Source organism: Mesorhizobium sp. M0518, assembly GCF_040321125.1.
Taxonomy (GTDB): Bacteria; Pseudomonadota; Alphaproteobacteria; order Rhizobiales; family Rhizobiaceae; genus Mesorhizobium.
Genome location: NZ_JAMYQY010000011.1, coordinates 88828 through 113996, shown reverse-complemented (window position 1 = coordinate 113996; position 25169 = coordinate 88828). Strand labels below are relative to the sequence as shown.

General features: G+C 61.7%; 26 protein-coding genes. 16 read left to right on the top strand and 10 right to left on the bottom strand.

Annotated features, from left to right (window positions below; genetic code table 11):
- Window positions 1–17: 17 nt before the first annotated feature.
- The 6 genes from NKI66_RS17750 to NKI66_RS17725 all read left to right on the top strand — a co-directional run bounded on the left by NKI66_RS17750 (window position 18) and on the right by NKI66_RS17725 (window position 6668).
- Window positions 18–1022, top strand: coding sequence for a BMP family lipoprotein (locus NKI66_RS17750; protein WP_013530296.1), 1005 nt, complete (start codon window positions 18–20; stop codon window positions 1020–1022).
- A 136-nt stretch (window positions 1023–1158) separates the two neighbouring features.
- Window positions 1159–2688 carry an ABC transporter ATP-binding protein gene (locus NKI66_RS17745; protein ID WP_502900944.1) on the top strand — a complete coding sequence of 510 codons (1530 nt, stop codon included), beginning with the start codon at window positions 1159–1161 and terminating at the stop codon, window positions 2686–2688.
- A complete protein-coding gene (locus NKI66_RS17740) occupies window positions 2685–3725 on the top strand; it encodes an ABC transporter permease (protein ID WP_127272241.1) in 1041 nt (346 codons plus the stop codon). The genes NKI66_RS17745 and NKI66_RS17740 overlap by 4 nt, the downstream gene beginning before the upstream one ends.
- On the top strand, window positions 3713–4699 hold the full coding sequence (locus NKI66_RS17735) for an ABC transporter permease (RefSeq protein WP_352752408.1): 987 nt from the start codon (window positions 3713–3715) through the stop codon (window positions 4697–4699). The genes NKI66_RS17740 and NKI66_RS17735 overlap by 13 nt, the downstream gene beginning before the upstream one ends.
- Window positions 4700–4710: 11 nt before the next feature.
- A complete protein-coding gene (locus NKI66_RS17730) occupies window positions 4711–5724 on the top strand; it encodes a nucleoside hydrolase (protein ID WP_352752406.1) in 1014 nt (337 codons plus the stop codon).
- Complete coding sequence (locus NKI66_RS17725; protein WP_352584258.1) at window positions 5721–6668, top strand: nucleoside hydrolase; 948 nt, start codon at window positions 5721–5723, stop codon at window positions 6666–6668. Before NKI66_RS17730 ends, NKI66_RS17725 begins: the two co-directional genes overlap by 4 nt.
- A 178-nt stretch (window positions 6669–6846) precedes the next feature.
- On the opposite strand, the gene NKI66_RS17720 is transcribed toward NKI66_RS17725, so the two are convergent.
- From NKI66_RS17720 to NKI66_RS17700, 5 genes are read right to left on the bottom strand one after another with little or no spacing between them, the layout of a single operon-like run.
- Window positions 6847–7386 carry a prepilin peptidase gene (locus tag NKI66_RS17720; RefSeq protein ID WP_352752405.1) on the bottom strand — a complete coding sequence of 180 codons (540 nt, stop codon included), beginning with the start codon at window positions 7384–7386 and terminating at the stop codon, window positions 6847–6849.
- Window position 7387: 1 nt separating this feature from the next.
- Window positions 7388–7927, bottom strand: a complete 540-nt coding sequence (locus NKI66_RS17715; protein WP_127292948.1) for a tetratricopeptide repeat protein — start codon at window positions 7925–7927, stop codon at window positions 7388–7390.
- Window positions 7928–7981: 54 nt separating this feature from the next.
- Window positions 7982–8932, bottom strand: coding sequence for a type II secretion system F family protein (locus tag NKI66_RS17710; RefSeq protein ID WP_127292951.1), 951 nt, complete (start codon window positions 8930–8932; stop codon window positions 7982–7984).
- Window positions 8933–8950: 18 nt separating this feature from the next.
- Complete coding sequence (locus NKI66_RS17705; RefSeq protein WP_127292954.1) at window positions 8951–9922, bottom strand: type II secretion system F family protein; 972 nt, start codon at window positions 9920–9922, stop codon at window positions 8951–8953.
- Window positions 9922–11310: a TadA family conjugal transfer-associated ATPase gene (locus tag NKI66_RS17700; RefSeq protein WP_352752402.1), complete on the bottom strand. Its 1389-nt coding sequence runs from the start codon at window positions 11308–11310 to the stop codon at window positions 9922–9924. The genes NKI66_RS17705 and NKI66_RS17700 overlap by 1 nt, the downstream gene beginning before the upstream one ends.
- A 520-nt stretch (window positions 11311–11830) precedes the next feature.
- On the opposite strand from NKI66_RS17700, the gene NKI66_RS17695 reads away from it, so the two are divergent.
- From NKI66_RS17695 to NKI66_RS17650, 10 genes are all read left to right on the top strand, one after another.
- Window positions 11831–12043, top strand: a complete 213-nt coding sequence (locus NKI66_RS17695; RefSeq protein WP_127292960.1) for a Flp family type IVb pilin — start codon at window positions 11831–11833, stop codon at window positions 12041–12043.
- Window positions 12044–12143: 100 nt separating this feature from the next.
- Window positions 12144–13172: a Flp pilus assembly protein CpaB gene (cpaB, locus tag NKI66_RS17690; RefSeq protein WP_127292963.1), complete on the top strand. Its 1029-nt coding sequence runs from the start codon at window positions 12144–12146 to the stop codon at window positions 13170–13172.
- Between the two features lie 54 nt (window positions 13173–13226).
- Window positions 13227–14672 carry a type II and III secretion system protein family protein gene (locus NKI66_RS17685; RefSeq protein ID WP_352752399.1) on the top strand — a complete coding sequence of 482 codons (1446 nt, stop codon included), beginning with the start codon at window positions 13227–13229 and terminating at the stop codon, window positions 14670–14672.
- 4 nt (window positions 14673–14676) lie between these two features.
- A complete protein-coding gene (locus NKI66_RS17680) occupies window positions 14677–14949 on the top strand; it encodes a hypothetical protein (RefSeq protein ID WP_352752397.1) in 273 nt (90 codons plus the stop codon).
- A 71-nt stretch (window positions 14950–15020) separates the two neighbouring features.
- Entirely contained in the window at window positions 15021–16526 is a 1506-nt protein-coding gene (locus tag NKI66_RS17675) for a pilus assembly protein TadG-related protein (RefSeq protein WP_352752395.1), read from the top strand.
- A complete protein-coding gene (locus NKI66_RS17670; protein WP_352752393.1) occupies window positions 16456–17058 on the top strand; it encodes a TadE/TadG family type IV pilus assembly protein in 603 nt (200 codons plus the stop codon). The genes NKI66_RS17675 and NKI66_RS17670 overlap by 71 nt, the downstream gene beginning before the upstream one ends.
- Before the next feature lie 7 nt (window positions 17059–17065).
- Window positions 17066–17701, top strand: a complete 636-nt coding sequence (locus NKI66_RS17665) for a TadE/TadG family type IV pilus assembly protein (protein WP_352752390.1) — start codon at window positions 17066–17068, stop codon at window positions 17699–17701.
- Window positions 17698–18861: a CpaE/TadZ family protein gene (locus tag NKI66_RS17660; RefSeq protein ID WP_352752388.1), complete on the top strand. Its 1164-nt coding sequence runs from the start codon at window positions 17698–17700 to the stop codon at window positions 18859–18861. Before NKI66_RS17665 ends, NKI66_RS17660 begins: the two co-directional genes overlap by 4 nt.
- Window positions 18845–19435, top strand: coding sequence for a L,D-transpeptidase (locus NKI66_RS17655; RefSeq protein WP_352752386.1), 591 nt, complete (start codon window positions 18845–18847; stop codon window positions 19433–19435). Before NKI66_RS17660 ends, NKI66_RS17655 begins: the two co-directional genes overlap by 17 nt.
- Window positions 19432–20025: a hypothetical protein gene (locus tag NKI66_RS17650; RefSeq protein WP_352752384.1), complete on the top strand. Its 594-nt coding sequence runs from the start codon at window positions 19432–19434 to the stop codon at window positions 20023–20025. Before NKI66_RS17655 ends, NKI66_RS17650 begins: the two co-directional genes overlap by 4 nt.
- Window positions 20026–20069: 44 nt before the next feature.
- On the opposite strand, the gene NKI66_RS17645 is transcribed toward NKI66_RS17650, so the two are convergent.
- From NKI66_RS17645 to NKI66_RS17625, 5 genes are all read right to left on the bottom strand, one after another.
- On the bottom strand, window positions 20070–20603 hold the full coding sequence (locus NKI66_RS17645; RefSeq protein WP_352752382.1) for a hypothetical protein: 534 nt from the start codon (window positions 20601–20603) through the stop codon (window positions 20070–20072).
- Window positions 20604–20662: 59 nt separating this feature from the next.
- Window positions 20663–21577 carry a carbohydrate ABC transporter permease gene (locus NKI66_RS17640; protein WP_128302633.1) on the bottom strand — a complete coding sequence of 305 codons (915 nt, stop codon included), beginning with the start codon at window positions 21575–21577 and terminating at the stop codon, window positions 20663–20665.
- Window positions 21578–21690: 113 nt separating this feature from the next.
- Complete coding sequence (locus NKI66_RS17635; protein ID WP_081734745.1) at window positions 21691–22986, bottom strand: extracellular solute-binding protein; 1296 nt, start codon at window positions 22984–22986, stop codon at window positions 21691–21693.
- A gap of 95 nt (window positions 22987–23081) precedes the next feature.
- Window positions 23082–23906: a carbohydrate ABC transporter permease gene (locus tag NKI66_RS17630; RefSeq protein WP_081734746.1), complete on the bottom strand. Its 825-nt coding sequence runs from the start codon at window positions 23904–23906 to the stop codon at window positions 23082–23084.
- On the bottom strand, window positions 23903–25078 hold the full coding sequence (locus NKI66_RS17625; protein WP_352752380.1) for an ABC transporter ATP-binding protein: 1176 nt from the start codon (window positions 25076–25078) through the stop codon (window positions 23903–23905). Before NKI66_RS17625 ends, NKI66_RS17630 begins: the two co-directional genes overlap by 4 nt.
- Between the last annotated feature and the right edge of the window lie 91 nt (window positions 25079–25169).

Below are 25169 nucleotides of genomic sequence, written 5' to 3'. Positions count from 1 at the left end.
AGCTGAAGGGGAATGACATGAAAAGGGCGCTCAAGAGTTTATTTCTGGCCGGCACGATGCTTGCCATTTCGTTCGGACCGGCCGCGGCACAGGCCAAGGTTTCCGTGGCCGCCATCTCGGGATATTTTGCCCAGGGCTTCGGCGTTTCGATCGTCAACGGCCTCAACAAGGCCAAGACCGATTTCGGCATCGACCTCAAGCTGGTCGACACCGGCAATCGCGCGCTCGACTACCAGCAGCAGTTCGAGAATCTTGCCAAGGGCAAACAGTACGACCTCATCTTCGTGATGGGCTGGGAGCTGGTGGACTCGCTGCAAAAGGTCAGCGCCGAATATCCTGACCAGCGCTTCGTGTTCATCGATGGCGTCCTCGACAACCCCAAGATGATCTACGCCAATTTCGCCGAGGAGCAGGGATCCTTCGTCGCCGGCGCGCTTGCCGGCATGATCGAAGCCAAGGGCACCGCCTTCGACAAGATCGGCGACGGCAAGGCGATCGGCTTTGTCGGCGGCCGAGATATCCCGGTGATCCGCAACTTCCTGGGCGGCTACGAGCAAGGCGCTAAATATGCCGCGCCCGACGTCAAGGTAAACTCCGTCTTCGCCGGAACCTTCGACGACCCGGCCAAGGGAAGCGAACTTGCCCAGGCGCTTTACGGCCAAGGCTCCGACATTGTCTACAACGTCGCCGGCCCGACGGGTGAAGGCGTGATGCAGGCAAGTGCCGCGGTCGACAAATATTCGATCGGCGTCGACATCGACATGTGTGGCTCGGCTCCCGGAAATGTGCTCGCCAGCATGCTGAAGCGCGGCGACATCGCCGTCTACACGCTGATCAAGGACGAGGTCGAGGGCCGCAAGATCACCGCCGGCACCCGCACTTTCGACCTCGCCTCGGGCGGTGTCGAGGTCAAGGTCTGCGATGACATCGCCGCCAAGATCCCGGCAGAGATGACCGCCAAGCTCGATGAGATCAAAAAGGGCATCGTTGACGGCAAGATCGTGATCGCCAAGGCAAAATAAGCCAACAACAGCGCCTCCCTCCCAAGAAAGCGCTACACTGATCCGCCGCGGCTTGCCGCGGCGGATCAGTGTCCAATCTGCGAGAGCCACGTTGTCGAACACGCCGGGGTCGCCGACCCTCCACAGCAATGCCGCGATGGCCGTCGAGTTGACTGGCATCACCAAGCGTTTTGGCGCATTCGTCGCCAATGACGGCATCGACCTTGCGGTCCGCCGCGGCGAGATCCACGCCATCATCGGCGAGAACGGTGCCGGCAAGACGACGCTGATGAACATCCTGTTCGGCCTCTTGCAGCCGGACGAAGGCTCGATCCGGCTGAACGGTGAAGAGATCGTGATCGCCGACCCGTCCGTGGCGATAAAGGCCGGCCTCGGCATGGTTCACCAGCATTTCAAGCTGGTTCCCTCGCTCTCGGTTGCCGACAACGTCTTTCTCGGTATGGAAATCCGTCGCCATGGGCTGATCGACCACGCCGCACAAATTGCGCGCACGCGCGACCTGTCGAAGCGCTTCGGCCTGCAGGTCGATCCGACCGAGCGCGTCGGGCTGCTCTCGGTCGGCATAGAGCAACGCATCGAAATCCTGAAGGTCCTGGTGCGCGGCGCGCGCACCATCATCCTCGACGAACCGACCGCCGTGCTGACGCCGCAGGAGAGCCGTGAGCTGTTCCAGACGCTGCGCAGCTTCGTGGGCGAGGGCATGACGGTGGTCTTCATTTCGCATCACCTGGAAGAGGTGATGGAAGTGTCCGACACGGTGACCGTGCTGCGCAACGGCAGGAAGGTGGCGACCCGGCCGACGGCCGAGCTCAGCAAGGACGAGTTGGTGCACATGATGGTCGGCCGCGAGGTCAGCTTCGACCGCCGGGCGCGTGCGTCGCTGCACGGCGACGTGGTGCTCGAAGTGAAGGATCTGTGGGCGCGCGACGATCGCCTGCTGCCGGCCCTTCGCAACGCCAGTTTCACCGTCCGCTCCGGCGAGGTGGTGGGGATCGCGGGTGTGGCCGGCAATGGTCAGACGGAGCTGGCGGAAGTGCTTTCGGGCCTGCGACCGGCAAGCCATGGCGGGGCGTGGCTGAAGGGCCAGAATCTCACCGCTCTCTCCCCCGCCGCGATCCGCCAGGCAGGCCTCGCCCATGTTCCAGGCGACCGCATGGTGCGCGGGGTCGATCGCAACGCTTCGATAGCGGCCAACACCCTGATGGGCCGCCAGCATCGCGCACCATGGAGCCGCGGCGGCATGCTCAACTGGAATGCCATAAATCAAAACGCCGAAACGCTGATCAAGAGCTTCGATATTCGCGCGCGCGGAGCCGGTGATGCGGTCAAGCGGCTTTCGGGCGGAAACATCCAGAAGGTCGTTCTGGCGCGCGAATTCACCAATGGCGCCGATTTCCTGCTGATCGACCAGCCGACGCGTGGCGTCGACATCGGCGCCCAGGAGGCCATTCATGACGAGATCATGCGCCAGCGGGCCGCCGGCCGCGCGATCCTGCTGATTTCCGTGCAGCTCGACGAACTGGCCGCCCTTGCCGACCGCATCCTGGTGATGTTCAACGGGCGGATCATGGGCGAGGTCGCTGGCGACGAGGCCGACGAGGAGCGCATCGGCATGATGATGGCAGGCGTGGCCGCGCCGGAATTTGCCGCGGAGACCGCATCATGACAGACCATTTGCGTGCCGTTTCCGGCCAGGTGATCGCCATCGGCGTGGCGCTGCTGATGGGCGCGATCATCATCCTCATGGTCGGCGAAAGCCCGGTGCGTGTGTTCATGACGCTGTTGCGCGGCGCCTTCGGCGATCAGGAGAAGATCGCCGGGACCCTGCTGCAGACGACGCCGATCCTGATCTGCGGTGTCGCCGCCTGCATCGGCTTGCGCGGCGGCATGTTCAACGTCGGCATCGAGGGCCAGCTGTTCCTCGGCGGTTTCGCCGCCGCGTGGGTCGGCTTTGCCATGCCCCTGCCCGCGGGCATTCACACGCTGGCCGCGCTTGCGCTCGCGGTCGTGGCAGGCGCGGCCTGGGTCGCCATCCCCGCCTATTTCCGCGCCCGCTACAACACCAACGAGGTCGTCTCGACGATCCTGTCGAACTACGTGGCGGTGCTGCTCACCTCCTATTTCACCATCTTCCTGTTCAAGCGGCCGGGTGGCTGGTCGGAGACGCCGCCGATCCTGGCGACATCCTATCTGCCGGAGATCTTCACCTTTTCGCGGTTGAACTGGGGCCTGGTCATTGGCCTGGTGCTGGCGGTCGGCGCAGCCCTTGTCTTCCGCTACACCAAATGGGGTTACGGCGTCACGATGGTCGGTTCGGCGCCGAAATTCGCCGAATATGGCGGCGTCAACGTGAAACGGCAGGGTTTCCTGGTCCTGCTGCTTTCGGGGGCCGTCGGCGGGCTGGCCGGCGGCGTCGAGACGCTCGGCGTCCATCACCGCTTCATGGAAGGATTTGCCCCCGGTTTCGGCTTCGACGGGCTGATCGCCGCCCTGCTTGCCAATGGCTCGCCTGTCGCCACCATCTTCACCGCACTGTTCTTCGGCGCCCTGCGCAACGGATCGCTGCTGCTCGAGGTCGATACCAGCGCGTCGCGCGAGATCATAACCGTGATCCAGGCGCTGATCATCCTCAGCGTCTCGGCCCAGGTGCTGGTGAGAAAGCGTGGCGACAGCCAGGCAGGGGAGCGGCGATGGAAATTCTAGACAAGCTCATCAACGTCGCGCTGATCGCTGCGACGCTTCGCACCACCGCGCCCATCCTTCTGGTCGCGCTTGGCGGCTCGTTCACCACCAAGGCCGGCATCTTTAACATCGGCCTCGAGGGGCAGATGCTGGTCGGCGCCTTCTTCGCCGTCCTTGGTTCGATCTGGACCGGTTCCGCGCTGGCGGGGGTCGCCTGCGGCGTCGCGGCGGCGCTCGTCTTCGCCCTGATTTTTGCCGTCCTGGTGGTGAGCTTCAAGGCCAATGAAGTGGTCGTCGGGCTGGCGCTCAACATCCTGGCCGGCGGCATGACCATCTCGCTGATGAAAGCGATCTTCGGCACGCGCGGTTCGATCGTCGGTCACGGCATCGTCGGCCTGCCGAAAGTCCAGCTGCCCGGTGCCCGCGACCTTCTCGGCTCGTGGGCGCCGCTGATCTCCGGCTTCACGCCGCTCGTCTATGCCGCCTTCATCGCCGTGCCGCTGCTGGTCGTCTGCTACAACCGGACACGGCTCGGCCTCTATATCCGCGTCGTCGGCGAAAAACCGGAAGCCGCCGAGGCGCTCGGCATCTCGATCACCCGCGTCCGCTACATCGCGTCCCTGCTGTGCGGATTGCTGGCCGGCCTCGCCGGCGCTCATCTGTCACTCGGCTACATCACCATGTTCACCGAAAACATGTCGTCGGGCCGTGGTTTCATGGCGGTGGCGATCCTGATCTTTTCCAACGGCGATCCGCTGAAGGTTCTGGCCGGCTGCCTGCTGTTCGGCTTCGCCGATGCTTTTTCGTTGCGCCTGCAGACGTTCGGCTATCCCTCCTACCTGGTTCTCACCGTCCCCTATGTCGTCGCGCTGATCGCATTGTTCGCGCTGTCCTACCGGGCGCGTCCAAGGGTTATCGCCGAGACGCTGGAATCGATGCGTAAGCTGCTGTCGGTAGACAAGAACACTGAACCCGGCCGCAAAAATCCCCAGTGAAGGAAGCCTCTATGGAACGCATAATCCTCGACGTGGATTCGGCCGGCGACGATATTCTCGCCGTGCTGTTTGCAGCGGTCAATCCGAGGCTCCGGCTCGAGGGGGTGACCACCGTGACCGGTGCGGCCGGCCCGATCGAGCAGGTCACCAATGTCGTCCTCAACACGCTGACGCTCGCCGGGCGTGACGACATCCCGGTTCACGCCGGCGCGTGGCGGCCGATCGTCGGCAACGCCAAGGCCGACATGGAGGCGCCGGTGCATTTCGAAAAACGGCTCGTTGCCCGTTTCGGCGATCGCCTGAAGAAGTTCAACCCGCCGGCATCGACGCCGGTGCGGCAGGCCACATCAGGACACGCAGTCGATTTCATCATCGGCACGGTCATGGCCAATCCGGGCGAGATCACGCTGGTGACGACCGGCCCGTTGACCAACGCGGCGATGGCGCTGTTGCAGGAGCCGGGATTGACCGGCGCACTGAAGCGGCTGATCGTGCTCGGCGGCAATTTCCAGACACCGGGCAACATCACACCCCTGTCGGAGTACAACATCTGGGCCGATCCGGAGGCCTCGCGCATCGTGCTCAACGCCGATGTCGAGAAGATCCTCGTGCCGCTCGACATCTGCGAGGACAACCGCGTCGCCGATTCGATGCTGACGCGCGACGACATCGCCGACATGCAGGCCGTGGCAAGGGACAATCCCGTCCTTGAGATGATCGCCGACAGCTTCCCGATCTACATCGACATCTGGCGCGAATTCTTCGACCTCGTCGGGTTCCCGATGGACGACGTGATCACCGTGGCGCTGGCTTTCGATCCGGGCCTGGCGACGATGACCGAGCCGCTGTTCGCCGATGTCGTGCTCGACGGCAGGCTGGCGCGCGGCCAGACCGTCGCCTATCGCGGCCGGCAATTGCTGCCCGGCGGCGGGCCCAAGACCACCCGCATCTGTACCGGCCTCGACGGCCGGCGTTTCCTCGACGGCTTCAAGAAAACCATAGCGCGCTACGAGCGGGCGGCGTGAAAGACGACATGATGACCAAGCCAACTCCTATCCTGTTCGACTGCGATCCCGGCCACGACGACGCCATCGCGCTGGTCATGGCGCATCGCTCGCCGGCCATCGAGCTACTCGGCGTCACCACGACCTGCGGCAATGCGGAAGTCGAGAAGACGACCGCCAATGCCTTGCGCATCCTGGAGTATATCGGCGCCGGCGACGTGCCTGTCGCGCAGGGCTGTCACCGTCCGCTGGCGCGCCCGCTGGTGCTCGGCACCGCAGATGGACCAAGCGGGCTCGAGGGCTCGCCCTACCTGCCGCAGGCGACGATCAAGCCGGTTGACCAGCACGCCGTCGATTTCCTGGCCGACAGACTGCGCGCCGCGCCCGAACCGATCCTGGTCGTCGCCACCGGCCCGCTCAGCAATATCGGCCTGATGATCCTCAAGCATCGCGACGTGCTGCCCAAGATCAAGGAGCTGATCTGGATGGGCGGCGTGTTCTACCGCAAGAGCGAGATCATCACGCCGACCGAGTTCAACGCGTTCTGCGACCCCGAGGCGCTGAAGATCGTCCTGGACAGCGGCGTGCCGATCCTGATGGTCGGCCTCGACGTCACCATGCAGGTGCTGATCGAGGCGCCGCAATATGCCGAACTCGCCACCATCGACACGCCGCTCGGCCGGCTCGTCAACGACTGGCTGCTGTTCTACGAGAAGCTGCACCGCAACTCGATGGGCGTCGGCGGCGCCATGCACGATCCGCTGGCGCTGGCGCTGGCCATCGACCCGACATTGGTGCGCACGCGCCCTGCCCATATCGGCGTCGATCTGTCCGGCACCTACGCCTTCGGCGCGACCATCGCCGATTACTGGGGCGAGCGCGGTGAAAAGGACAATGCCCGCATCGCCCACGAGGTCGATGCGGACCGCTTCTTCAAGCTGATGTTCGATCTGCTGCGGGACTGAACGGAGCGCCGCGGCGCCGGCAGCGTTTCACGATAGGAATTTTTTCTTGACTCCCTGCCCTCAGCGATGGTATATTTTTGTCTATGGTGCAGATTTACGCCAATGACCCGCCGCACAGGCGGGTTTTTGTTTGCTCCGTCAAATCTCCCTGACAATTCAGCCGCGTGAGATGTCAGGGTCAGTTGAGCTGGTTGAGGATTCCAGAGCTGCTCGCGACCATCAAACTCCTGTAGATCAGGAACGCCAGTGTACAGATCGCGGCTAGCGCGATCGGCACGCCGAACGGCACCACGCCCTTGCGGTCCAGATGCTGCACGACAAGCCGAAAAGCGCCCGCGGGCAGCATGAACGGGTTTTTCACGATCGCCGCGGTCGCCAGGGCGAAAACCAGAAGCAGCACCGAAAACACCGCGAGAGCGCCGCCGCTGATCAGGAATGGCACGACTGCCAGCAGCTTGACATCACCGGCGCCGATCTTGCGCAAGACCCAGAAGGGCAAGAGCGCGACGAACAGCAGAAGCCCTGCACTGGCGCTCAGCCCCATGTCCCACCACGAGCCGGACTGGAGCGAGAGCAGCAGCAAGCCCCCAGCGCCCAGGCAGAGCAGCAGCAGCACGTCGCGATTGGAAATCTTCTGCGTTTTGAAATCGAGCCAGGCAATCCTTGCCAGCAGAGGGATGGCGAGCGCTTTCAGCAACAGAGCTTCGACGAGCAGCATGCTAGCGCTCGACGTTCTGCACGCTTGACGACAAAAGCTTCAGATTGTTGGCGACGGTCGGGTCGTTAGGCGCCAGCTCATAAGCCTTGAGAAAGTTCGAGCGTGCGTCCTGCAGCTTGCCGCGCAGCAGGTAGGAGTAGCCGACATTGTTGTAATATTCAGGCGTCGCGCCGACCAGCTTGAAGGCCCTGGCATAGGCCCGGTCGGACAGGTCGAAGCGGTGGATCCGGTCGGTGCAAGCGGCCAGCCCCATCCAGGCGTTACCATCATTGGGGGCCAGTTGCGTCGCCTTGAAGAACAGCGCGCCGGCATTGCCGTAATTCTCGGCGCGGAACTGGTTCTTGGCTTCGGCGACAGCCTGGTCCGAGGCATAGTATTCGACATCGCTGACCGTCTTCAGCCCGTCGAAAGCATCGCCAAAGGCCGTTACGTCGCCTTTCGACGGCTCGTTGGTGCGAACGACACCGTCGGTGGCGTCCGTCTGGCAGCCGGCAAGCAAAACCGTCAACAGGCAGAACGCCGCCGCGATAGCCCTCTTCATACAGATTCCCCCAAGGGTCTCAGACCTCATATTAGAATCAGATCATACACGCAATCAGAAGAAAATGCCCCTCATACGGATGATCACCGGTAGCATGATAACCATCATAACCACAGGGAAGATACAAAGCCCCAACGGAATCATCATTTTCACCGGCAAAGCATTGGCGCGTTCCTCTGCACTCAGAATTCTTTGCCCACGCATCTCTTCGCTGTAAACGCGCAGGGCATCCGTAAGGCTGGTGCCCAGTTCTTCGGATTGTCGGAACAACACTGCCAGGGCTCGCGCCTCCTCAAGCCCGATCCGGTCAGCGAGTTCACGCAACGCTTCCCGCAATGGCTTGCCAGCACGCAACTGCAAATTCATGATCGCAAGCTGGATGCCGAGCCATTTGTGAGTGCCGGCCAGTTCGCTGCTAACGCGCTCGACCGCCGCCTCCAGGCTCATGCCGGCATCGGCACAGGTGATCATCATGTCCATGAAATCGGGAAAGCCGCGACGATAGATTTCCTTCTGCGCATTCTCGAAGCGATCAAGCATAATGCTCGGAATCACAATGCAGGCGAGCCCGAACAAGCCAGCTCCGGCAAAGGCCATGAACCCGGGCATGGAAGGCGGGAGCACTCGGGTCAGGAGCGTATAGACTGTGAGAAATCCGACACAGACCGCACCAAGGCGCGACAGGGTATAGAAGAGCGGAGCGCTCGGCTTATAGAAGCCCGCCCGAAAGAGCTTGGCGTCGAGGGCACTTGGCTCGTCCCGCTCCTTCTCGATCGATCGAAAATACGCATCGACCGGCCGCTGCGCCGCGATCTTGGCGAGCTGTTCCTGTCCAACGAGCGAACGGCGATCGGCAATACCTTCGGCCATCAGGCTTTGTGTGACCAGCTTCCGCGTCTGCAGCGCCGGCAAAAAGACAAGCGCGCCGAACAAGAAAAGCGCCACCGCCGCCAGGAAGACAGCGACGGAAACCATGAAGCTCAGATCCAGAATGGTCGAAAACAAGTTTATGCCTCGCTCCTGTCAGAAATCGAAATTGACCATTCGATACATGATGAAATCCCCCAGCAGCGCCCACAGGCCGAAAATCAGGAACACCGGCATGATCAGCGGGTCGTGCCAAACGTTGCCGTAGTAGGTAGGGGAGAGCAGTTGAAGGATCAGGAACATCACGAGCGGGAATAGTGAGATAATCCATGCAGATACCCGGCCCTCGGCCGAAAGCGCCTTGATTTTCCTCCTGAGTTTCTGCCTTTCGCGCAGCACCGACGAAAGATTGGACAGGATTCCGGTCAGATTGCCGCCGGTTTTTGCCTGGATCGACAGCGAAACCGAAAGGAGATGAAGGCCCTCGAAGCCAACACGTTGGGAAAGTTTTCGTACGGCTTGTTCCATGCTGAGGCCAAAGGTGATTTCGTCTGAGACGATGCCGAATTCGGTACCGAGCGGATCGAGCATTTCGCGGGCGACGAGACCAACCGCCACCGAGGCCGGATGTCCGGCGCGCAGCGAACGCACGATCATGTCGAGTGCATCGGGGAGTTGTTTGGCGAATTTCTGGATTCGCTTGGCGCGCGCGCGGCGGAGAACGAGAAGTGGCAGCACAAATCCGATTGTTAGAAAAACAAGGAGCGACACTAAGGTCGAGAAGCCGAGAAGGAACGACAATAGCAGCGCCAGTACCAGCCCGACGAGAATAAACATCGTGGCAAACGACAGCGGGTTTCCAGTGATTCCGGATTGGGTATAGAGCCTGTTCAGCCCGATCAGGCCAAAAAGAAAGTCGCCCGTCTCCGTCAGCCCGCGCTCGCGCAACAAACCTTGCAAGGTCCGTTCGGCCGGAACGTCATCAGTCAGCCGCCTCAGCCGATGGTTGATCGCCCCAATCCGTGACCGGCTCTTGGCAAAGGAAAGATACAGAACCTCGCCGGCAAGAATAGCCGACGCGGCTGCGAGCACATAAATAAAATAGAGCAAAGCTTGACCGGTCGGCATCAGAGCGCAACCTGTGGGTTGAAGGCGTCCTTGGCGAAATGATGGCCAAGCGTCGCGGCCTCCGGGGCGAAGCGTGGGCGGATGCCGGTGGCGCGAAAATCGCCGATGATCTTGCCTTCCGGTGTCACCTCACGGCGGACGAAGTTGTAGATTTCCTGGAGCTGGACGACATTGCCTTCCATGCCGGTCAGTTCCGATATGGAGGTGACACGCCGGCCGCCGTCCGAAAGACGCTGTGTCTGGACGATGATGTCGATGGCCGACGCGATCTGCGCCCGGATCGAGTCGTGCGTCATCGGCATGCCGGCCATGCCGACCATCTGCTCCAGCCGCGAGATCGCATCGCGCGGCGTGTTGGCATGGATGGTGGTCATCGAGCCTTCATGCCCGGTGTTCATCGCCTGCAGCATGTCGAAGGCCTCCTCGCCACGCACTTCGCCGACGATGATGCGATCTGGCCGCATGCGTAGCGCGTTCTTCAGCAATTCGCGCTGGCGCACCTCACCCCGACCCTCGACATTGGGCGGACGCGTCTCCAGCCGGCCGACATGCGGCTGTTGCAATTGCAGTTCGGCGGCATCCTCGATGGTGATCAACCGCTCCTTGGAGGGGATGTAGCTCGACAGCGCATTGAGCAAGGTAGTCTTGCCGCTGCCTGTGCCACCCGAAACCAGGATCGATTTGCGTGCCTGGACAGCGATCCGCAACAGCTCGATCATGGGTGGGCGAATGGAGTTGAACGCCATCAGCCGCTCTAGCGAATAGGGATTTTTCGAGAATTTGCGAATCGACACCAAGGGGCCGTCGACCGAAATCGGCCGCACCGCGATGTTGACGCGCGAACCGTCTTCCAGCCGCGCATCGACCATCGGCGCAGATTCATCGACTCGCCTGCCGATGGCCGAAACGATCTTGTTGATGACGCGCAGCAGATGCGCCTCGTCGCGGAAGCGGATGGAAGTTTCTTCAATTATGCCGCGCCGCTCGATGAAGACGCGCTTGTGGGTGTTGATCAGGATGTCGGTTATTGAGTCGTCCTTGAGCAATGGTTCGATTGGCCCCAGCCCCAGCATCTCGTCCGCCGTCTCGCTGGTCAGCCTGTCGAGCTCACGCGCATTAAGCGGCACGGCGCGAGCGCGAACGAATTCTCGCACGATCGGACGGATCTCGTTAAGGATCTCATCCTTCGATGCCGTTTCGAGCGCGGCAAGATTGAACCGGTCGATCAGGTGACTGTGGAGCTCGACTTTGAGCGTCAGAAAATCATCGCCATGCGATTCACTATCAGCGGCGATCGAAAGGGGCTGGGCAACAGGCGACACCGCCGGTGGCTCGACCTTTGTCACTGCCTGCTGTTCGCTTGGCCCCTTGATGAACCGCCCCAGCATAATTCCTTATACTCCCCTCGGACTCATATTAGCGGAAACTAACCGTTAACCAAGGGAGGCACAAGCGCCCAGGCTGCTCGCGTATCCGCAATACTTTCCACATAGTTAAGACCCAGAGCCTGTAATAACGTGTTTATTTGATGTGGTTTGCGTCTGGCGGTCGATTCCATTTTCCGAGCCTGTTTGGTTTTCCGCGCTAAGCCGCCCGAAAGACCCGCTAAGCCCTTAGATATAAAGGAATATGCTATCCTGCTAATGTCTCATCAATCTCGCCACATGCGCGGCCGAATTGTGAACGAATGGTTAAGGCGCTTAAAAAATGAAAAGAATCAATCTGTTGGGAAATTCAGAGCTGTAACCTCCTCGCCGAATCATGTACATCAAAGTTAAGGAACCCTTAATCTCGTTTGACTCCGCGTTTTCTCGGGACCTAGGATCGAGATGACGGGGGATGCTTGGGTATGGATTTCATCCTTTGCTCTGTCTCGTCGGGTTCAAACCTCCAAAGGGAGAAATTGACATGAAGAAACTCATGACGATGACCCGGCAGTTCCGCGACGACGAAAACGGCGCTGCCATGGTCGAATATTCCATCCTTATCGGCATCATCGCCGTTGCATCGATCATGGTTGTCATCGCCATCGGCGCCTGGGTGAACGGTCGATTCACAGAACTTTGCACCGGTCTCGACGCGCACCCGACTGGCACTTGCTCGGCGGCTGGCGGAAGCTGATCGCCCTATAAGCTCAGGTCCGGGTCTCGCTACCCGGACCTGAACCGGTCGCACTGGGCGAGTGCGGTTCATTTTTACTGGCCTTTTGGGGTTTAGGCTCATGCGCGCCAACACACTTGTCATGATCGTGCTCGCCGGCGTGTTCGGCGTCCTGGCGGTTGTCCTGGTCAATATCTGGCTGGCTGGCCAGCGAAGTGCCATGGCCCAATCGGGCGCCATCCAGAGCAGCACAGTCGTCGTTGCGGCAATGCCGCTGAAGTTCGGCGATGCGCTGAGCGCAGACAAATTGCGCGAAGTCGCATGGCCTGCGGGTGCGGTTCCGGCCGGGGCGTTCAAGACAACCAAAGACCTGTTGGCAGGTGACGGTGCCAAGCAGGCACTGCAAGCGATCGGCGTCAATGAGCCGATTCTTGCTACCAAGATTACTGGCCCCGGCCAACGCGCCACACTATCGGCGGTGCTTGGCGAAGGCATGAAAGCCGTTTCCATCCGCGTCAATGACGTGCTCGGCGTCGCCGGCTTCGTTTTCCCGGGCGATCGAGTCGATATTCTACTCACCCGCACGGCGCGCGGCGATGATGGCACGGACAAGAGTTTCGTCGACGTGCTGCTGCAGAGCATGAAGGTGCTGGCCATCGACCAGGTGGCCGACGAAAGCAAGGACAGCCCGACGGTAGTGAAGTCCGTGACCCTGGAGGCCAGCACCAGGGATGCGCAAAAGCTGACACTGGCGGCAGGCGCCGGTCAATTGTCGCTGGCGCTGCGCCAGGCCGCCGCCAACAAGGGCGAGACGACCGAACGGGTGACGCTTTCCGACCTGACCGGCGAAACGCCGGCAGACGTCGCCGCCAGGCAGGCGGAGCTCGACAGGAAGGCTGCAGCGGAAGCCGCGGCTGCCGCCGAGCGCAAGCGCGCCGAAGACAAGATAGCCGGGTTGACCCAGGCCGTGGAAAAGGTGGGAAACCGTCTCGACCAGTTGAGCAAGGTCAAGCCGGCGCCGGCTGTGGTGTCGGCTCCTGAAGTCAAGGAAGTGGTCAAGTACGTGCAGCCCGCGCCACCGGCGCGGGCGACGATAGGCGTTTTTCGGGGCGTGAAGCTCGAGACATATGACGTGCCGCGACAACCATGATAAGGTGCGGCTAATAAAACGGAGCTGCCATCGGCAGCGAGTGGGGAGACGGGGATGCGGGGTTCTTGGTTAGGGATAGCTGTGGCCGCGTTGCCTTGTCTGGCGGCGCTGTTGCTGTCGAGCCTGGCGGCCAATGCGGCCGATCGTTTCATCGATGTGTCGACCCCCAGCGTCCATCGCATCTTCCTGCCGATGTCGCAATCGGTGACGATCCAGGTGAGTGCCAATCTGGGTGATATCGTCGTCGGCGACGAGAAGATCGCCGATGCCCAGCCGATGACCGATCGCACGCTCTATGTCATCGGCAAGGGCGCCGGCACCACCACGGTCAACCTGTTCTCGACGGACAAGCGCTCGCTCGGCGCCCTCCAGATCGAGGTCGGCGTCGATGTCAGCGACATGGCGCAGGCGATCCGCCAGGTGGCGCCAAAGTCGCGCATCGAAGTCGGCTCGGTCAACGGCAGGGTCAGGCTTGGCGGTCATGTCAAGGATGGCGCCACGCTGGCAGCGATCGTGGAGGTGGCCCAGCAATATGGTCCCGACGCCATCATCAACTCGGTGATCGTAGACGACAGCCAGCAGGTCAATCTCGAAGTGCGCGTGCTGGAAGCCAAGCGCAATGCCGGCCGCGACCTCGGCGTGTCGATCAGGAGCACGAACGGGAGCGGCACGACCCGTACCGGCACTGGCATTGCCGCTGCCGACGAAGACAATATCGTGCTAGGATCGGGCGGTCTGCTCAGCGGCCTCCTGTCGACCTCCAACCCATTCGCAGCGCTGATCACCCGCGTTATCGACAGCAACATCAAGGTCGATCTGATCATCGAAGCGCTCGAAGCCAAGGGCGTGGTGCGCACCCTGGCGAACCCCAATCTCACCACCCTTTCCGGCGAGCGGGCCAGCTTCAACGCCGGCGGTGAAGTGCCTATCCGCACACTCGACAAGGATGGGCAGATAAGCATCGAGTACAAGCAATTCGGCGTCAATCTGGTGTTCACGCCGGTCGTACTCGACGACGGCAAGATCCATATGAGGCTAGCGCCGGAAGTCAGCGACCTGACCGGCTTCACCACCGCCGGCGACCCGATCTTCACCAACCGCAAGCTGGAAACTGTCGTTGAGCTGCGCGATGGCCAGAGCTTCGCCGTCGGCGGACTTCTGTCGAGCAAGACCACGAAGCTTCAAAACCAGGTGCCGTGGCTAGGCCAGGTGCCGGTTATCGGGACGCTGTTTCGCAGTTCGAGCAACCAGAAGGAAGAGACCGAACTGGTGGTTATCGTCACGCCGCACATCGTGCGGCCGGTGAAACCCGGCGAACAGTTGGCGACGCCTTTCGACAAGACGCGGCCCGCCAACGATCCGGAATTCTTTGTGCTCGGCCAGCTTGAAGTGACCAAGGACATGGTCCGCAAATATGAACTGGGCGAAGGCGTCACTGGCCCCTATGGCCACATGCTCGACTTCAAATCGAAGGACAAGATGCTCTATGTCAAGAAATAGCGCCTTGATCCTCATTGTGTGCGTCGGTGCGCTGTCGGGCTGCGCCGCGGACTATCTGAATCACTACGATTCGGTGACCCTGGCTGCCGGCGACACACAGAAATTCAATTCGATGCTGCAGACGGTCGATCCGCTCAATCCTAACGCAAGGAATACCAAGATCGAGGGTGACGGCGCGCGCGCCGCTGCCGTTGCCCAGGCCTACAAATATCCGCCGCCGCCGCCGCCGCCGCCGGCGATCACGGTCAATGTCGGCGGGTCGGGTGTGACGCCGTGAACTGAACGGAAGGATGCGGAGGGCGCCGGGCATGCGAGGGGCTCTGGCGCGAGGTGAAAGAGAGTAAGGTCATGTTGGGGACCATTCGAGCCTTCTGGAACGATCAACGCGGCATAGCGATGATCCTCGTTGCTATCATGCTGCCGGTGATTGTGGGCTTTGCCCTACTGGTCATCGATATGAGCCGGGCCAACAGCCTTCACAATGACCTTCAAAGAGGCGTCGACGCGATGGCGTTGGCGACCGCCGCTGAACTAGATGGCAGGGCGGACTCCATCGTTCGTGGCGACCGCGCGCTTTCGACATTGGTCTTCAATACCTATCGTTTTGGCGACAAGGCCGCCGGTGATCCGCCTGGTGCGGCCGAACTTGCGGCGGCCGGCGTAGCAAGGCGCTACCTTCGATCACTTCCCACCAATGACAGCGATCTGATCACTACTGCCGATGTGATCACCGACGAGGCTGGCGAAGCGTCTGCTGCGCGCTTCGTCGAAGTAAGCGTCACACCCGTTGGTTTCTCAGCGGTGTTTCCTGCCTCTTTCATCGGCGGTACGAACAGCTTCAACATCAGCACGGTTTCGGTGGCAGGGTTCAACCGGGCGATCTGCGATACCGTGCCTATGTTCATCTGCAACCCGTTCGAGGGCGTCACCGCCGGCACCGGGAAAACATTTCAGCAGGCGTTTGCCGATGGAGACACCTACAGCCGCGAGTTCCGTATCCTAAAGGTCGACTCCAATCCTGGCCCCGGCAATTTCGGATTGCTCGACAATAATTTGCTCTCTTTGCGGGACGCTTTCGCCATCGGGACATCGGGCACATGTTACAATCGAGAGGCCATCGAAACCAAGACTGGCGTCACATTGGGAGCGGTCAATGCTGGGCTCAATGTTCGTTTTGACCTGTATAGCAGTTCTCTGAAGCAGCAGGACAACAATCCGCTGTACCGTCCCTCCAAGAATGTGCGCAAAGGCGCAGGCAAAACGAGCAATTGCAACAAGTTTGCAGTGGCCACCGATGGCTCGGCAATGGGTTTCCCGCCCGGCGATGGCTATAACAACGCAACGGGCATGACCCTTTCGACGTGGGCCCGCTCCAGCTATTGGTCGCTCAACCACGGCGGCGCCGCCATGCCGCCCATCCCGAGCGCAAGCCATCCGACGAACAAGTCCGCGCCACCTTCCCGTTACGATGTCTACAGGTATGAACTCGATCCTGCTCACTATTCCGTCGGAGATAAATCCCCAGCCCCTTCCAAAGAATCCGGCGTGCCAGCATGCTATAAAGGCCCTGCGGAAACGCTGACGGACAGCCCAGATCGCCGTTTGATCACCATGGCCGTGGTGAACTGCCGCGCCGATCAAGGCAAAATCAACGGTCACACCGCCCTGCGGCCAGACGCCTATGTGAGCGCCTTCCTGACCAATCCAATTCAAAAGCAGGACAACAGCAAAGACGACGAGGATGCCAGCGCAAACGAGAAACCGATAAGTTTCGAGATCGTCGATGTCGATGGCCCCTTGGGCAACGACACGCTCGATCATCTTCTCCGCGACGAACCGCAGCTTTACAGGTGATGTGATGCTGACGGTATTGAGGTCATTGTTCCATAAGTTTGGTCGCGAGGAGCGAGGCGCGGTCCTTGTCGAAATGACGCTGATTACGCCATTGATGATCAGCCTTTCGGCAGGCGTTTTCGAGTTCGGAAACCTTCTCCACCAAAAGCTGCTGATCGAAGCTGGCCTCAATGATGGGGCGCGCTATGCAGCACGCTGCAATCAGACGTTCAACACCGCGCTCGACTGCGTCACCTATGCAAAAAACATCGCCGCCACAGGATCATACAACTGCGGTGGGAATTGCGCGGTTGCAAACCGGGTCACGGGTTGGCTACCGGCTGCCGTCACCGTCGATCTCAACCATCTCGTCATCCCGGTGACCGTCGACCCAAATACTGGCTTGGCGAACTACCACAGCACGACCGCCAGCGTCCGCGTGGTCCGGCTCGAAACGTCTTTCACATACACCGGCGCGTCCTTGCTCAACTATCTCGGCCTGGGGCCGATCACCTTCTCTGCCGGCCACGAAGAACGATACACCGGGTGGTGAGATGCACATGTTAGCCCGGTTCAAGAAAGAGGAAGACGGCACGGCGATGGTGGAAGCCGCCATCAGCATGACACTGCTGCTGATACTGACCCTTGGCTTCGTGGATTTTGGCTACGCCTGGTATCAATGGGGTGCCGCGACCAAAGCCGTGGAAATCGGGGCGCGTATGGCTTCGATCTCAGACCCGATCGCACCCCAAATCGCGGCGGCGGGACTGACGACAGTACCAGGCAATCCGATCCCTGTGGGCAACTACGACTTTACGTGTAATGGCGCCACCAGCACTTGCAGTTGTGTCGGCACCGGATGCACAGCAACGTTCACCGCCGCCAATTTCAACAAGATCTTTCGCGGAGACGCGACGGGCACCGGCACCTGCCCGCCACTCGTCGCAGGACAACGGCCGGGCATGTGCCATTTCTTTCCGATGCTTCAGCCCGCCAATGTGGTCGTCCGATATGTGGCCACGGGATTGGGTTATCAAACCCGTCCGGGCGGACCAGTGCCAACAATAACCGTCAATTTGCAGGGCGTGACATTCCAGTTCTTCTTTCTCGGCGCCTTGCTCGGTTTCAACAACATCACCATGCCCTCCATGCTGAGCACCGTCACGGGCGAAGATTTAAAGAGTACCGCGTCATGAATGCCATCAACACCAAGGTTACGCCGACCAAGCGCAAGCAGGTGGCGCTGTTTTCGTCGGATCCGAATTTCAAGCGCGATGTGGCGACGCGGCTCGATGCGCTGGCGATCTATGATGTGCGGATTTCCGAGACGAGCGACTTTCTCAAGGGGCCGCCGGCCGATACGCGCCCCGGCATCGTCATCCTCGATCTCGGCAATGGCGAGCTGCTCGGCAGGCCCGGCATCGTCGAGGCGCGCGCGCTGTGGGCCAGCGTGCCGCTGATCGCGGTTTCCGACGAGCTGACCTCGGAACAGACGCGCGTTTTGGTGCGCATGAACGCTTCGGACTGGCTGCACAAGCCGCTCGACGGCAAGGAGCTGCTCAATGCGGTGACCTTCCACGATACCGGCAACCAGGGAACGAAGAGCCGGATCATCACCTTCATCGGCGCCAGCGGCGGCGCGGGCGCCACGACGCTGGCGCTGTCGGCGGCCGAATTCCTGGCCTCGAAATCGACTGAGCGCGCGGCGTCCACCTGTCTCGTCGACCTGGATTTCCAGAGCGCCAATTGCGGCGCCTATCTCAATCTGTTCAACCAGTTCGACCTTGCCGGCATCATCGGCCAGCCGGAGCGGCTCGATGTCGAGCTGATGGACGTCATCAAGCTGTCGCGCCCGTCGGGCCTCACCCTCTACGCGTTCGAGCGGCCGCAACTGCCGTTCGAGCCGCATGGCAGCGATTTCGTCTTCCGGCTGCTCGACCTCGTCGCCTACCGCTTCGACGACATCGTCATCGACCTGCCCAATCTCGAAACGCCCTGGCACGATTCCGTGCTGTCGACGAGCGACGAGATCTTCATCGTCTTCGAACTCAATGTCGCGTCGCTGCGGCAAGGCAAGCGGCTCTACAAGAAGATCCGCGAGCTGCGCGGCAATGCGGTCTCGATCACGCTGGTTGCCAACAAGCACAAGCGCAAATGGTTCGGGAACCATTTTTCGCGCAGCGAGCTCGAAAAGATATTCAAGGCGCCGCACATCAAGTCGGTGGCGCTGGACAATGCGCTTCTGACCGATGCGCTGAACAGGGCCATCCCGCCATCGGAAGTGGATGGACGGGCGCGCTTCAACAAGGATCTGAAGCGGATGTTCAAAGAGCGGCTCGATGACGCTGCCCGGTAGATATCGGATCGTCCCAAAGCTCGCCGGCGCCTGCGTGCTCGGCGTGGCGCTGGCGCTGTCCGTCCACGATTTCGCCGAGGCGCGATCGGCGCTTTCGGAGCGGCCGCCGCTGCCGGCGATGGGGCCCAGCCTGCGCAAGGCCGTTGCCTTTAGAACCGCCGAGCAGCCGGGAACGATCGTCATCCGCAAGGACGAGAAGGCGCTTTACCTGGTGACCCGCCAGGGCCAGGCGCTGCGCTACCAGATCAGCGTCGGACGCGACGGGTTCGGCTGGACCGGCACCGTCAAGGTCGGGGCGAAGACCGAATGGCCGGAGTGGCGTCCGCCGCAGGAAATGCGGGCCCGCCAGCCGGAGCTGCCGAAAATGGTGCCCGCCGGTCCCTATAATCCGCTGGGCGCAAGAGCGCTCTACCTCTCGCGGGACGGCCGCGACACACTCTACCGCATACACGGCACCAACGACCCGTCGGGTGTCGGCTTCGACGGGACATCGGGCTGTTTTCGTCTCACCAATACGGATGTGATCGATCTTTTCAAACGCGTCGCGGTCGGCGCAAAGGTGGTGGTCCAATGACGATGATCAGCGAACCGGACATGCCGGCGATCGATATCGGAAACCAGGAACAGCGCGAACCGGCTGCCACCGAGAAACCCAGCAAGGCAAAGACGATCGGCGTCATCGTCGCCGGTGGCGCGCTTCTGATCACCGCGATCAACATGGCGGCCGCGGTCTATCTCTATCGGGGCATGAGCGACCTGCGTTTCGTCGAAGCGCGGCTGGAGCAGCTCGGCGCGTTCGAGCAGCGGATCGCGGCCCGGCTCGACACGGTCAACAACGGCTTCCAGAGCCGTTTCGAGAAACTGGACAGCCAGTTGCAGGGCAGCTTCAACGAGATCGATGGCAACATCGCCCGGTTGGGGCAGAATGCGCCTGTCGCCGGCGGCGAGACCATGCCGGGTGCGCAAGAACCGTCCGAGATCGCCACCAGCACGCTGGCGCAAGCGCCCGAAGCGCTCGACGGCGAGAGCGCGAGCGAACCCGGCGTCATCGAAGCGCCCGCACCCAGGAGGAGAATTGCATCGGCCTCGCCCCCTGCTCCAAGCTCCAACTACCAGCGCATCCAGCAGCCCGACGGCAAGGTCTATTACCGCCGGATCAACTAGACCCGGCCGAGCCAGAAGCGGGCGGGGTGCAGGGGGCGAACGGTCTAGAGATCGCGCTGCAGCGCCAGGATGCGGATGGCCCGGACGGACCGCTCCCGCGCCTCAGTGAGGAAGGCGATGTGGCAGTAGGCACAGGCCACGATGCCCAAAAGCAGAACCAGGCTGTTCTTCAAGGTGAAATCGACGGCCAGCGAATACGGAAGACCCTTGGGCGAGGTGAATTCGGCAATCGTGCTCGCCGTTTCCGAATGGCTGCCGACGGCGATCATCAGCCCGGCGAAAATCAAGGCGACGTGGTTGGCGAGGAACGAGAATGCCGACTTTTTGGTATGGCACGCCACCCAGCAGACGATCGCTGCCGCGGCGAGAATGACGGCGTCGAGAGCCATGGAGCCGCCCAGCCAGACATCGACCTGCTGCCAAAGCACCGTCGACAGAGGGCGCAGTTCAAGCCATAGCCACCACGCGGTGGGGCTGGCTGGATAGGTGCCCAGCAACAAGGTCGCCACGCGCTCCCCTGCCAGGACCGCCAGAATGAGAAACGGAAAGGCGAAAAGCAGAAGCGGCTTGCGTTTCATGTTCCCTCGACAATCTGCAAGCCAGGATAGGCCGTATAGATTGCTCAAGGCTTAACAGCCTACTTCCGGCCCTCTCCCGATTGCGAGCGTTCGAGGACGGCGAAGAAGATCACGGTGAGCAGAAGGACGATCAGCAGCAGCACGAACGCGGCCGCCGCGCCTTCGTTGAGCGAAAGGCCGAGAAAGGCACGGCGATAGGCAAAGAAGCTCAGCACTTCGGTCGCATTGCCTGGCCCGCCCTTGGTCAGGACATAGGGCAGATCGTAGGTCCGGAACTCGTTGATCAGCTGGATGATGATGGTGATCGCCGCGACCGGCCGAAGCATCGGCAGCGTGATGTAGAAGAATTGCTGCCAGCCGCGTGCGCCATCCACTTCAGCTGCCTCATAGGGATCTCGCGGCAAAGCGGCGAGCCCCGCGGCGAGGATCAGCACGACGAAGGACATTTGCTGCCAGATGTCGATCGCCGCCATCGTCCAGAGCGCCATGCCTGGCGTGCCGAGCCAGTCGAGGCGCGGCAGGCCGAACGTTTCCATCAGATGATTGGCGATGCCGAGATTGGGCTGGAGCAGCATGCGCCAGATCAAGGCGACGCTGATCGGCGACATCGCCATGGGAATGGTCAGAATCGCGAAATAGACCGGCTTCATCCGGACCGTCCGGTTGAGCATCAGGGCAATACCGAGCCCGATCACGAATTCGCCGACAACCGTCACCGCCGAATAGCGCACGGTGAGCCAGAGCGCGTTCCAGAACAGCTCATCGCCGATCATCGAGGCGAAATTCTTGAACCCGACAAGCGGCAGAAGCTGCGGCTTGATCAAGGTCATCGAGGAGATCGAGAGGATGCAGGCATAGGCCAGCGGAAAGCCCATCACGATCGCCAGCAGCAGCAGGCCGGGCAAGGCAAAGGCCCAGCCGGTCCGCCACTCGCGGCCACGGGCAGCCCATCCTTTTTTGATCGCATTGTGCATCGTAGCCGAGCCTTGGTCGGGGTGGCGTTGCTGATCTCGTCAGGATCCGGGGTCTGGACAAGATCCGGCGCGGCTGACACCGCCGCGCCGGATCTCCTTGCCGAGCCGGACCGCTATTTATCGAGGAGCCCCTGCAGGCCGTCGGAAGCCGCCTTCAGCGCTGCGTCCGATGTCGCCTGGCCGCCAGCCGCCAGCGAGAGCTGGGTACCGAGCAGATCCTCGTATTGCGCCGAATAGGTGAAGATCGGGAACGACTTGCCGGTCGCCACCACATCCTCGGCGGTCTTGTAGAAGGGATATTTCGCCAGCACCGCCGCATCGGCATAGACGTCGCTGCGCACGGGCGCGTGGCCCTCGAGCGCGCGCTTCACCGAAACATCCTTGCTCTGCACCCACTGTATGAAGGTCCAGGCGGCTTCCTGCTCTTCCGGCGACGTGTTCTTGGGAATGCCCCAGCCCCAACCGCCGCTTTCGCCATGGCCACCCGGCATCACCGACAGGCCGACCTTGCCGGCGACCGTCGGACACTTCACGGCATCGTCCATCTGCGGCAGCATCCACCAATAGGTGACCATGCTGAAGGCCGAACCGCTGCACATCAGGCGCATGGTGTCATCGAGCGTCGCCGACACGGCACCCTGCTGGGCGCCGTGCTGGATGTTGTCGACATAGAGATCGAGCGCCTTCTTGGCCTCTGCCGTGTCGAGGCTCGCCTTGCCGTCGGCATTGAGATAGCTGCCGCCGGCGGAGAACAGGTAATTGGAGAATTCCATGCTGTTGGGATCGCCGCGCTGGCCCTGCATCGCGGCTCCGGCGACGCCGGCATTGGCCTTCATGAATTTGGAAATCGTCACATAGTCTTCGAGCGTCGTCGGCAAAGCGAGCTCCTTGCCGGTTGCCGTCTTGTAGGCGGCCTTGAGCTTCTCGTCGCCGATCAGGTCCGTGCGGTAGAGGAGGCCCATCGAGTAGTTGTACATGGGCACCAGGAACAGCTGGTCCTTGGTCCGGCCGAGCAGGTCAAGCGTCGAGGGAATGAAGGGGCTCAGATCGTATTTGGATTTCTCGACGAAGGGTTTCAGGTCGGCCAGCCAGCCGGCCGCCGGAAATTCGCCGGCCCACAGGAAGTCGACCTCGAGCACATTGTAGTAGCTCTGCGACGCGGTCAGCTGGGACACCAGCTTGTCGTGCATGTCGGGATAGCCGATCTTCTCGAACTCGACCTTGATGCCGGTCTGCTTCTCGAATTCGGGCAACAGCGCTTCGATGATCTTGGTTTCCGGCACGTCCTCCATCAAGGCGTGCAAGGTGATGGGCTCAGCCGCCCTGGCCGGAAGCGATGCGCTGACAACAGCTGCCCCGCTCACGGCCGTCATCAGCATTTTGATCAAGGTCTGCTTGTTCCAAGTCATAACTCTCTACTCCTCTTTCCCTCTGGACGCGGCGGTGATCCCGCCACGATTTCCTAACCGGCTAGCGAGCCATGTCGGCTCTCGGAGCGGCCGGCCTATTTCACGCTGCCGAACGTCAAGCCCTGGACGATGAAACGCTGGATGAAGCGGGAAGCCACGACCAGCGGCAGGATGGCAAGCACGACGCCGGCAGAAACCTTGGCGATCTGGACGCCGTTCGAGGTCTGCAACGCGGCGAGCGCAACCGGTATGGTCGCCGTCTTCGGCCCGCTCAAAACCAGGGCAAACAAAAACTCATTCCACGCCAGGATGAAACCGAGCACGCCGGCGGCCGCGATACCGGGCATCGACACCGGCAGCACAATGCGCCAGAAGGCGCCCCAGGCGGTCGCGCCGTCGGTCATCGCCGCCCACTCCAGATCGACTGGAATGCCTTCGAAGAAGCCCATCAGGATCCAGGTCAGGAAAGGCAGGTTGAGCGCGGCATAAACGATGATCAGCCCGGTCAGCGAATTGCTGAGCTCCAGGCTTCGGAACAGCGTGAAGGTCGGCAGCACCAGCGCCACGGGCGGCAGCATTTGCGTCGCCAGAACGGCAAAGCGCGCCCAACGACCGCCCGTACGGAAGCGGGCGAAGGCATAGCCGGTGGTGGCGGCGAAAGGCAAAGCGAGCAGAACCGAGCCGAGCGCGACGATCAGGCTGTTGAGGTAGGACTGACCGAAGCGACCTGACAGCAGCGCCGAATAATTGTCCGTCGTAAAGGCCGGCATCAGCTCGTTGCTGTAGGATAGCTGCTCGGGCACGAAGCTCGTCCGCAGCACCCAGAGCGGCGGCAGCAGCACGATGGCGCAAACGACAATCAGCCCGAAATGCAGGCCGAAGCGGCGGCGAAAGGCAGGCCGTTCGTTTCTGTCCATCATCGAGTGGCCCCCATGAGGCTCGGCCGCGCGATGCCCAGTTCGGTCTCGGGATCAAACAGGTGCATTGGCAGCGGGTCGATGTAGAGCTCGACGATCGAGCCGACGGGCGCCGTGAAATAACGGCTCAGGCGGGCGGCGATTTCCAACGGCTTGTCGTCTCCGGCGGGGTGGGCATCATCCATGCCGGTGGCCTGACCCGCAATCTGGCCGATCAGGACGTTCTCGGCGCCGAGAGCCTCGACGGCCACGACCCGTACGGCAATCTTCTGCCAGTCCGGCTTGTCGGCGCGTTCGTGGAAATCTTCGGCTCGAACGCCCAGAATGACGCGGCACCCGACACGCTCGCCATAGGCGTTGCGGTGGCGGGCGGGGACGGTAAGCACGGCACCACTGTCGGTCACGACGGAGAGCCCTTCGCCAGGTGCGGGCTGAAGCGTGGCCGGAATGAGGTTCATCGGCGGCGTCGCCAGGAAGCGCGCGACGAAGGTGTTGACCGGGTCGGCATAGACTTCAAGCGGCCGGCCGGCCTGGACCAGGCGACCATCGCGCATGATGCATATGCGATCGCCCATGGTCATGGCCTCGACCTGGTCGTGCGTGACATGGACGATGGTGCGGCCAAGGCGCCGGTGCAGCTTGACGAGTTCGAGCCGCATCTCTGCACGCAGCTGCGCGTCGAGGTTGGACAGCGGCTCGTCAAGCAGGAAGGCCGCCGGTTCGCGAACGATCGCCCGGCCGAGCGCAACACGCTGCCGCTGGCCGCCCGAAAGCGCTGCCGGCTTGCGGCCGAGAAGATTCTGCAGACCGAGCAGGTTAGCGGCGTCCGCAATCTTGGCATCGATCACTGCGGCGTCGGTGCCGCGCATCTTCAGCCCGAAGGCCATGTTCTGCCGCACCGACATATGCGGATAGAGCGCGTAGCTCTGGAACACGACCGCGACGTTGCGGTCGCGCGGCGCGACATTGGCGACGCTCTTGCCACCGATGCGAAGATCGCCGGAGGAGATACTCTCCAGGCCGGCAATCATCCGCAGCGTCGTCGACTTGCCGCATCCCGACGGGCCGAGAAAGATCACGAATTCACCATCGGGAATGGTGAGATCGACCTCATGCACCCCGTAAGTGCCATTGCCGTAGAGCTTGGAAACGCGATCGAGCTCGATAGACGCCATAGACTTTCCTCATAAACCCCGCCTGACCCGGTCGAACGCCGCGGTCGAAGTCGAGCGAACGGCTACCTTAGAGAACAAAATAGAACATTTA

Excerpts from the sequence above, each read along its gene's own strand:
- NKI66_RS17750 (WP_013530296.1), top strand. The coding sequence starts at position 18 with ATGAAAAGGGCGCTCAAGAGTTTATTTCTGGCCGGCACGATGCTTGCC.
- NKI66_RS17705 (WP_127292954.1), bottom strand. The coding sequence starts at position 9,922 with ATGCCGACCGGTCAAGCTTTGCTCTATTTTATTTATGTGCTCGCAGCC.
- NKI66_RS17675 (WP_352752395.1), top strand. The coding sequence starts at position 15,021 with ATGTTGGGGACCATTCGAGCCTTCTGGAACGATCAACGCGGCATAGCG.
- NKI66_RS17745 (WP_502900944.1), top strand. The coding sequence starts at position 1,159 with ATGGCCGTCGAGTTGACTGGCATCACCAAGCGTTTTGGCGCATTCGTC.
- NKI66_RS17650 (WP_352752384.1), top strand. The coding sequence starts at position 19,432 with ATGACGATGATCAGCGAACCGGACATGCCGGCGATCGATATCGGAAAC.
- NKI66_RS17645 (WP_352752382.1), bottom strand. The coding sequence starts at position 20,603 with ATGAAACGCAAGCCGCTTCTGCTTTTCGCCTTTCCGTTTCTCATTCTG.
- NKI66_RS17700 (WP_352752402.1), bottom strand. The coding sequence starts at position 11,310 with ATGCTGGGGCGGTTCATCAAGGGGCCAAGCGAACAGCAGGCAGTGACA.
- NKI66_RS17720 (WP_352752405.1), bottom strand. The coding sequence starts at position 7,386 with ATGCTGCTCGTCGAAGCTCTGTTGCTGAAAGCGCTCGCCATCCCTCTG.
- NKI66_RS17730 (WP_352752406.1), top strand. The coding sequence starts at position 4,711 with ATGGAACGCATAATCCTCGACGTGGATTCGGCCGGCGACGATATTCTC.
- NKI66_RS17655 (WP_352752386.1), top strand. The coding sequence starts at position 18,845 with ATGACGCTGCCCGGTAGATATCGGATCGTCCCAAAGCTCGCCGGCGCC.
- NKI66_RS17625 (WP_352752380.1), bottom strand. The coding sequence starts at position 25,078 with ATGGCGTCTATCGAGCTCGATCGCGTTTCCAAGCTCTACGGCAATGGC.
- NKI66_RS17635 (WP_081734745.1), bottom strand. The coding sequence starts at position 22,986 with ATGACTTGGAACAAGCAGACCTTGATCAAAATGCTGATGACGGCCGTG.
- NKI66_RS17740 (WP_127272241.1), top strand. The coding sequence starts at position 2,685 with ATGACAGACCATTTGCGTGCCGTTTCCGGCCAGGTGATCGCCATCGGC.
- NKI66_RS17695 (WP_127292960.1), top strand. The coding sequence starts at position 11,831 with ATGAAGAAACTCATGACGATGACCCGGCAGTTCCGCGACGACGAAAAC.
- cpaB (WP_127292963.1), top strand. The coding sequence starts at position 12,144 with ATGCGCGCCAACACACTTGTCATGATCGTGCTCGCCGGCGTGTTCGGC.
- NKI66_RS17630 (WP_081734746.1), bottom strand. The coding sequence starts at position 23,906 with ATGATGGACAGAAACGAACGGCCTGCCTTTCGCCGCCGCTTCGGCCTG.
- NKI66_RS17665 (WP_352752390.1), top strand. The coding sequence starts at position 17,066 with ATGTTAGCCCGGTTCAAGAAAGAGGAAGACGGCACGGCGATGGTGGAA.
- NKI66_RS17670 (WP_352752393.1), top strand. The coding sequence starts at position 16,456 with ATGTCGATGGCCCCTTGGGCAACGACACGCTCGATCATCTTCTCCGCG.
- NKI66_RS17685 (WP_352752399.1), top strand. The coding sequence starts at position 13,227 with ATGCGGGGTTCTTGGTTAGGGATAGCTGTGGCCGCGTTGCCTTGTCTG.
- NKI66_RS17640 (WP_128302633.1), bottom strand. The coding sequence starts at position 21,577 with ATGCACAATGCGATCAAAAAAGGATGGGCTGCCCGTGGCCGCGAGTGG.
- NKI66_RS17660 (WP_352752388.1), top strand. The coding sequence starts at position 17,698 with ATGAATGCCATCAACACCAAGGTTACGCCGACCAAGCGCAAGCAGGTG.
- NKI66_RS17735 (WP_352752408.1), top strand. The coding sequence starts at position 3,713 with ATGGAAATTCTAGACAAGCTCATCAACGTCGCGCTGATCGCTGCGACG.
- NKI66_RS17715 (WP_127292948.1), bottom strand. The coding sequence starts at position 7,927 with ATGAAGAGGGCTATCGCGGCGGCGTTCTGCCTGTTGACGGTTTTGCTT.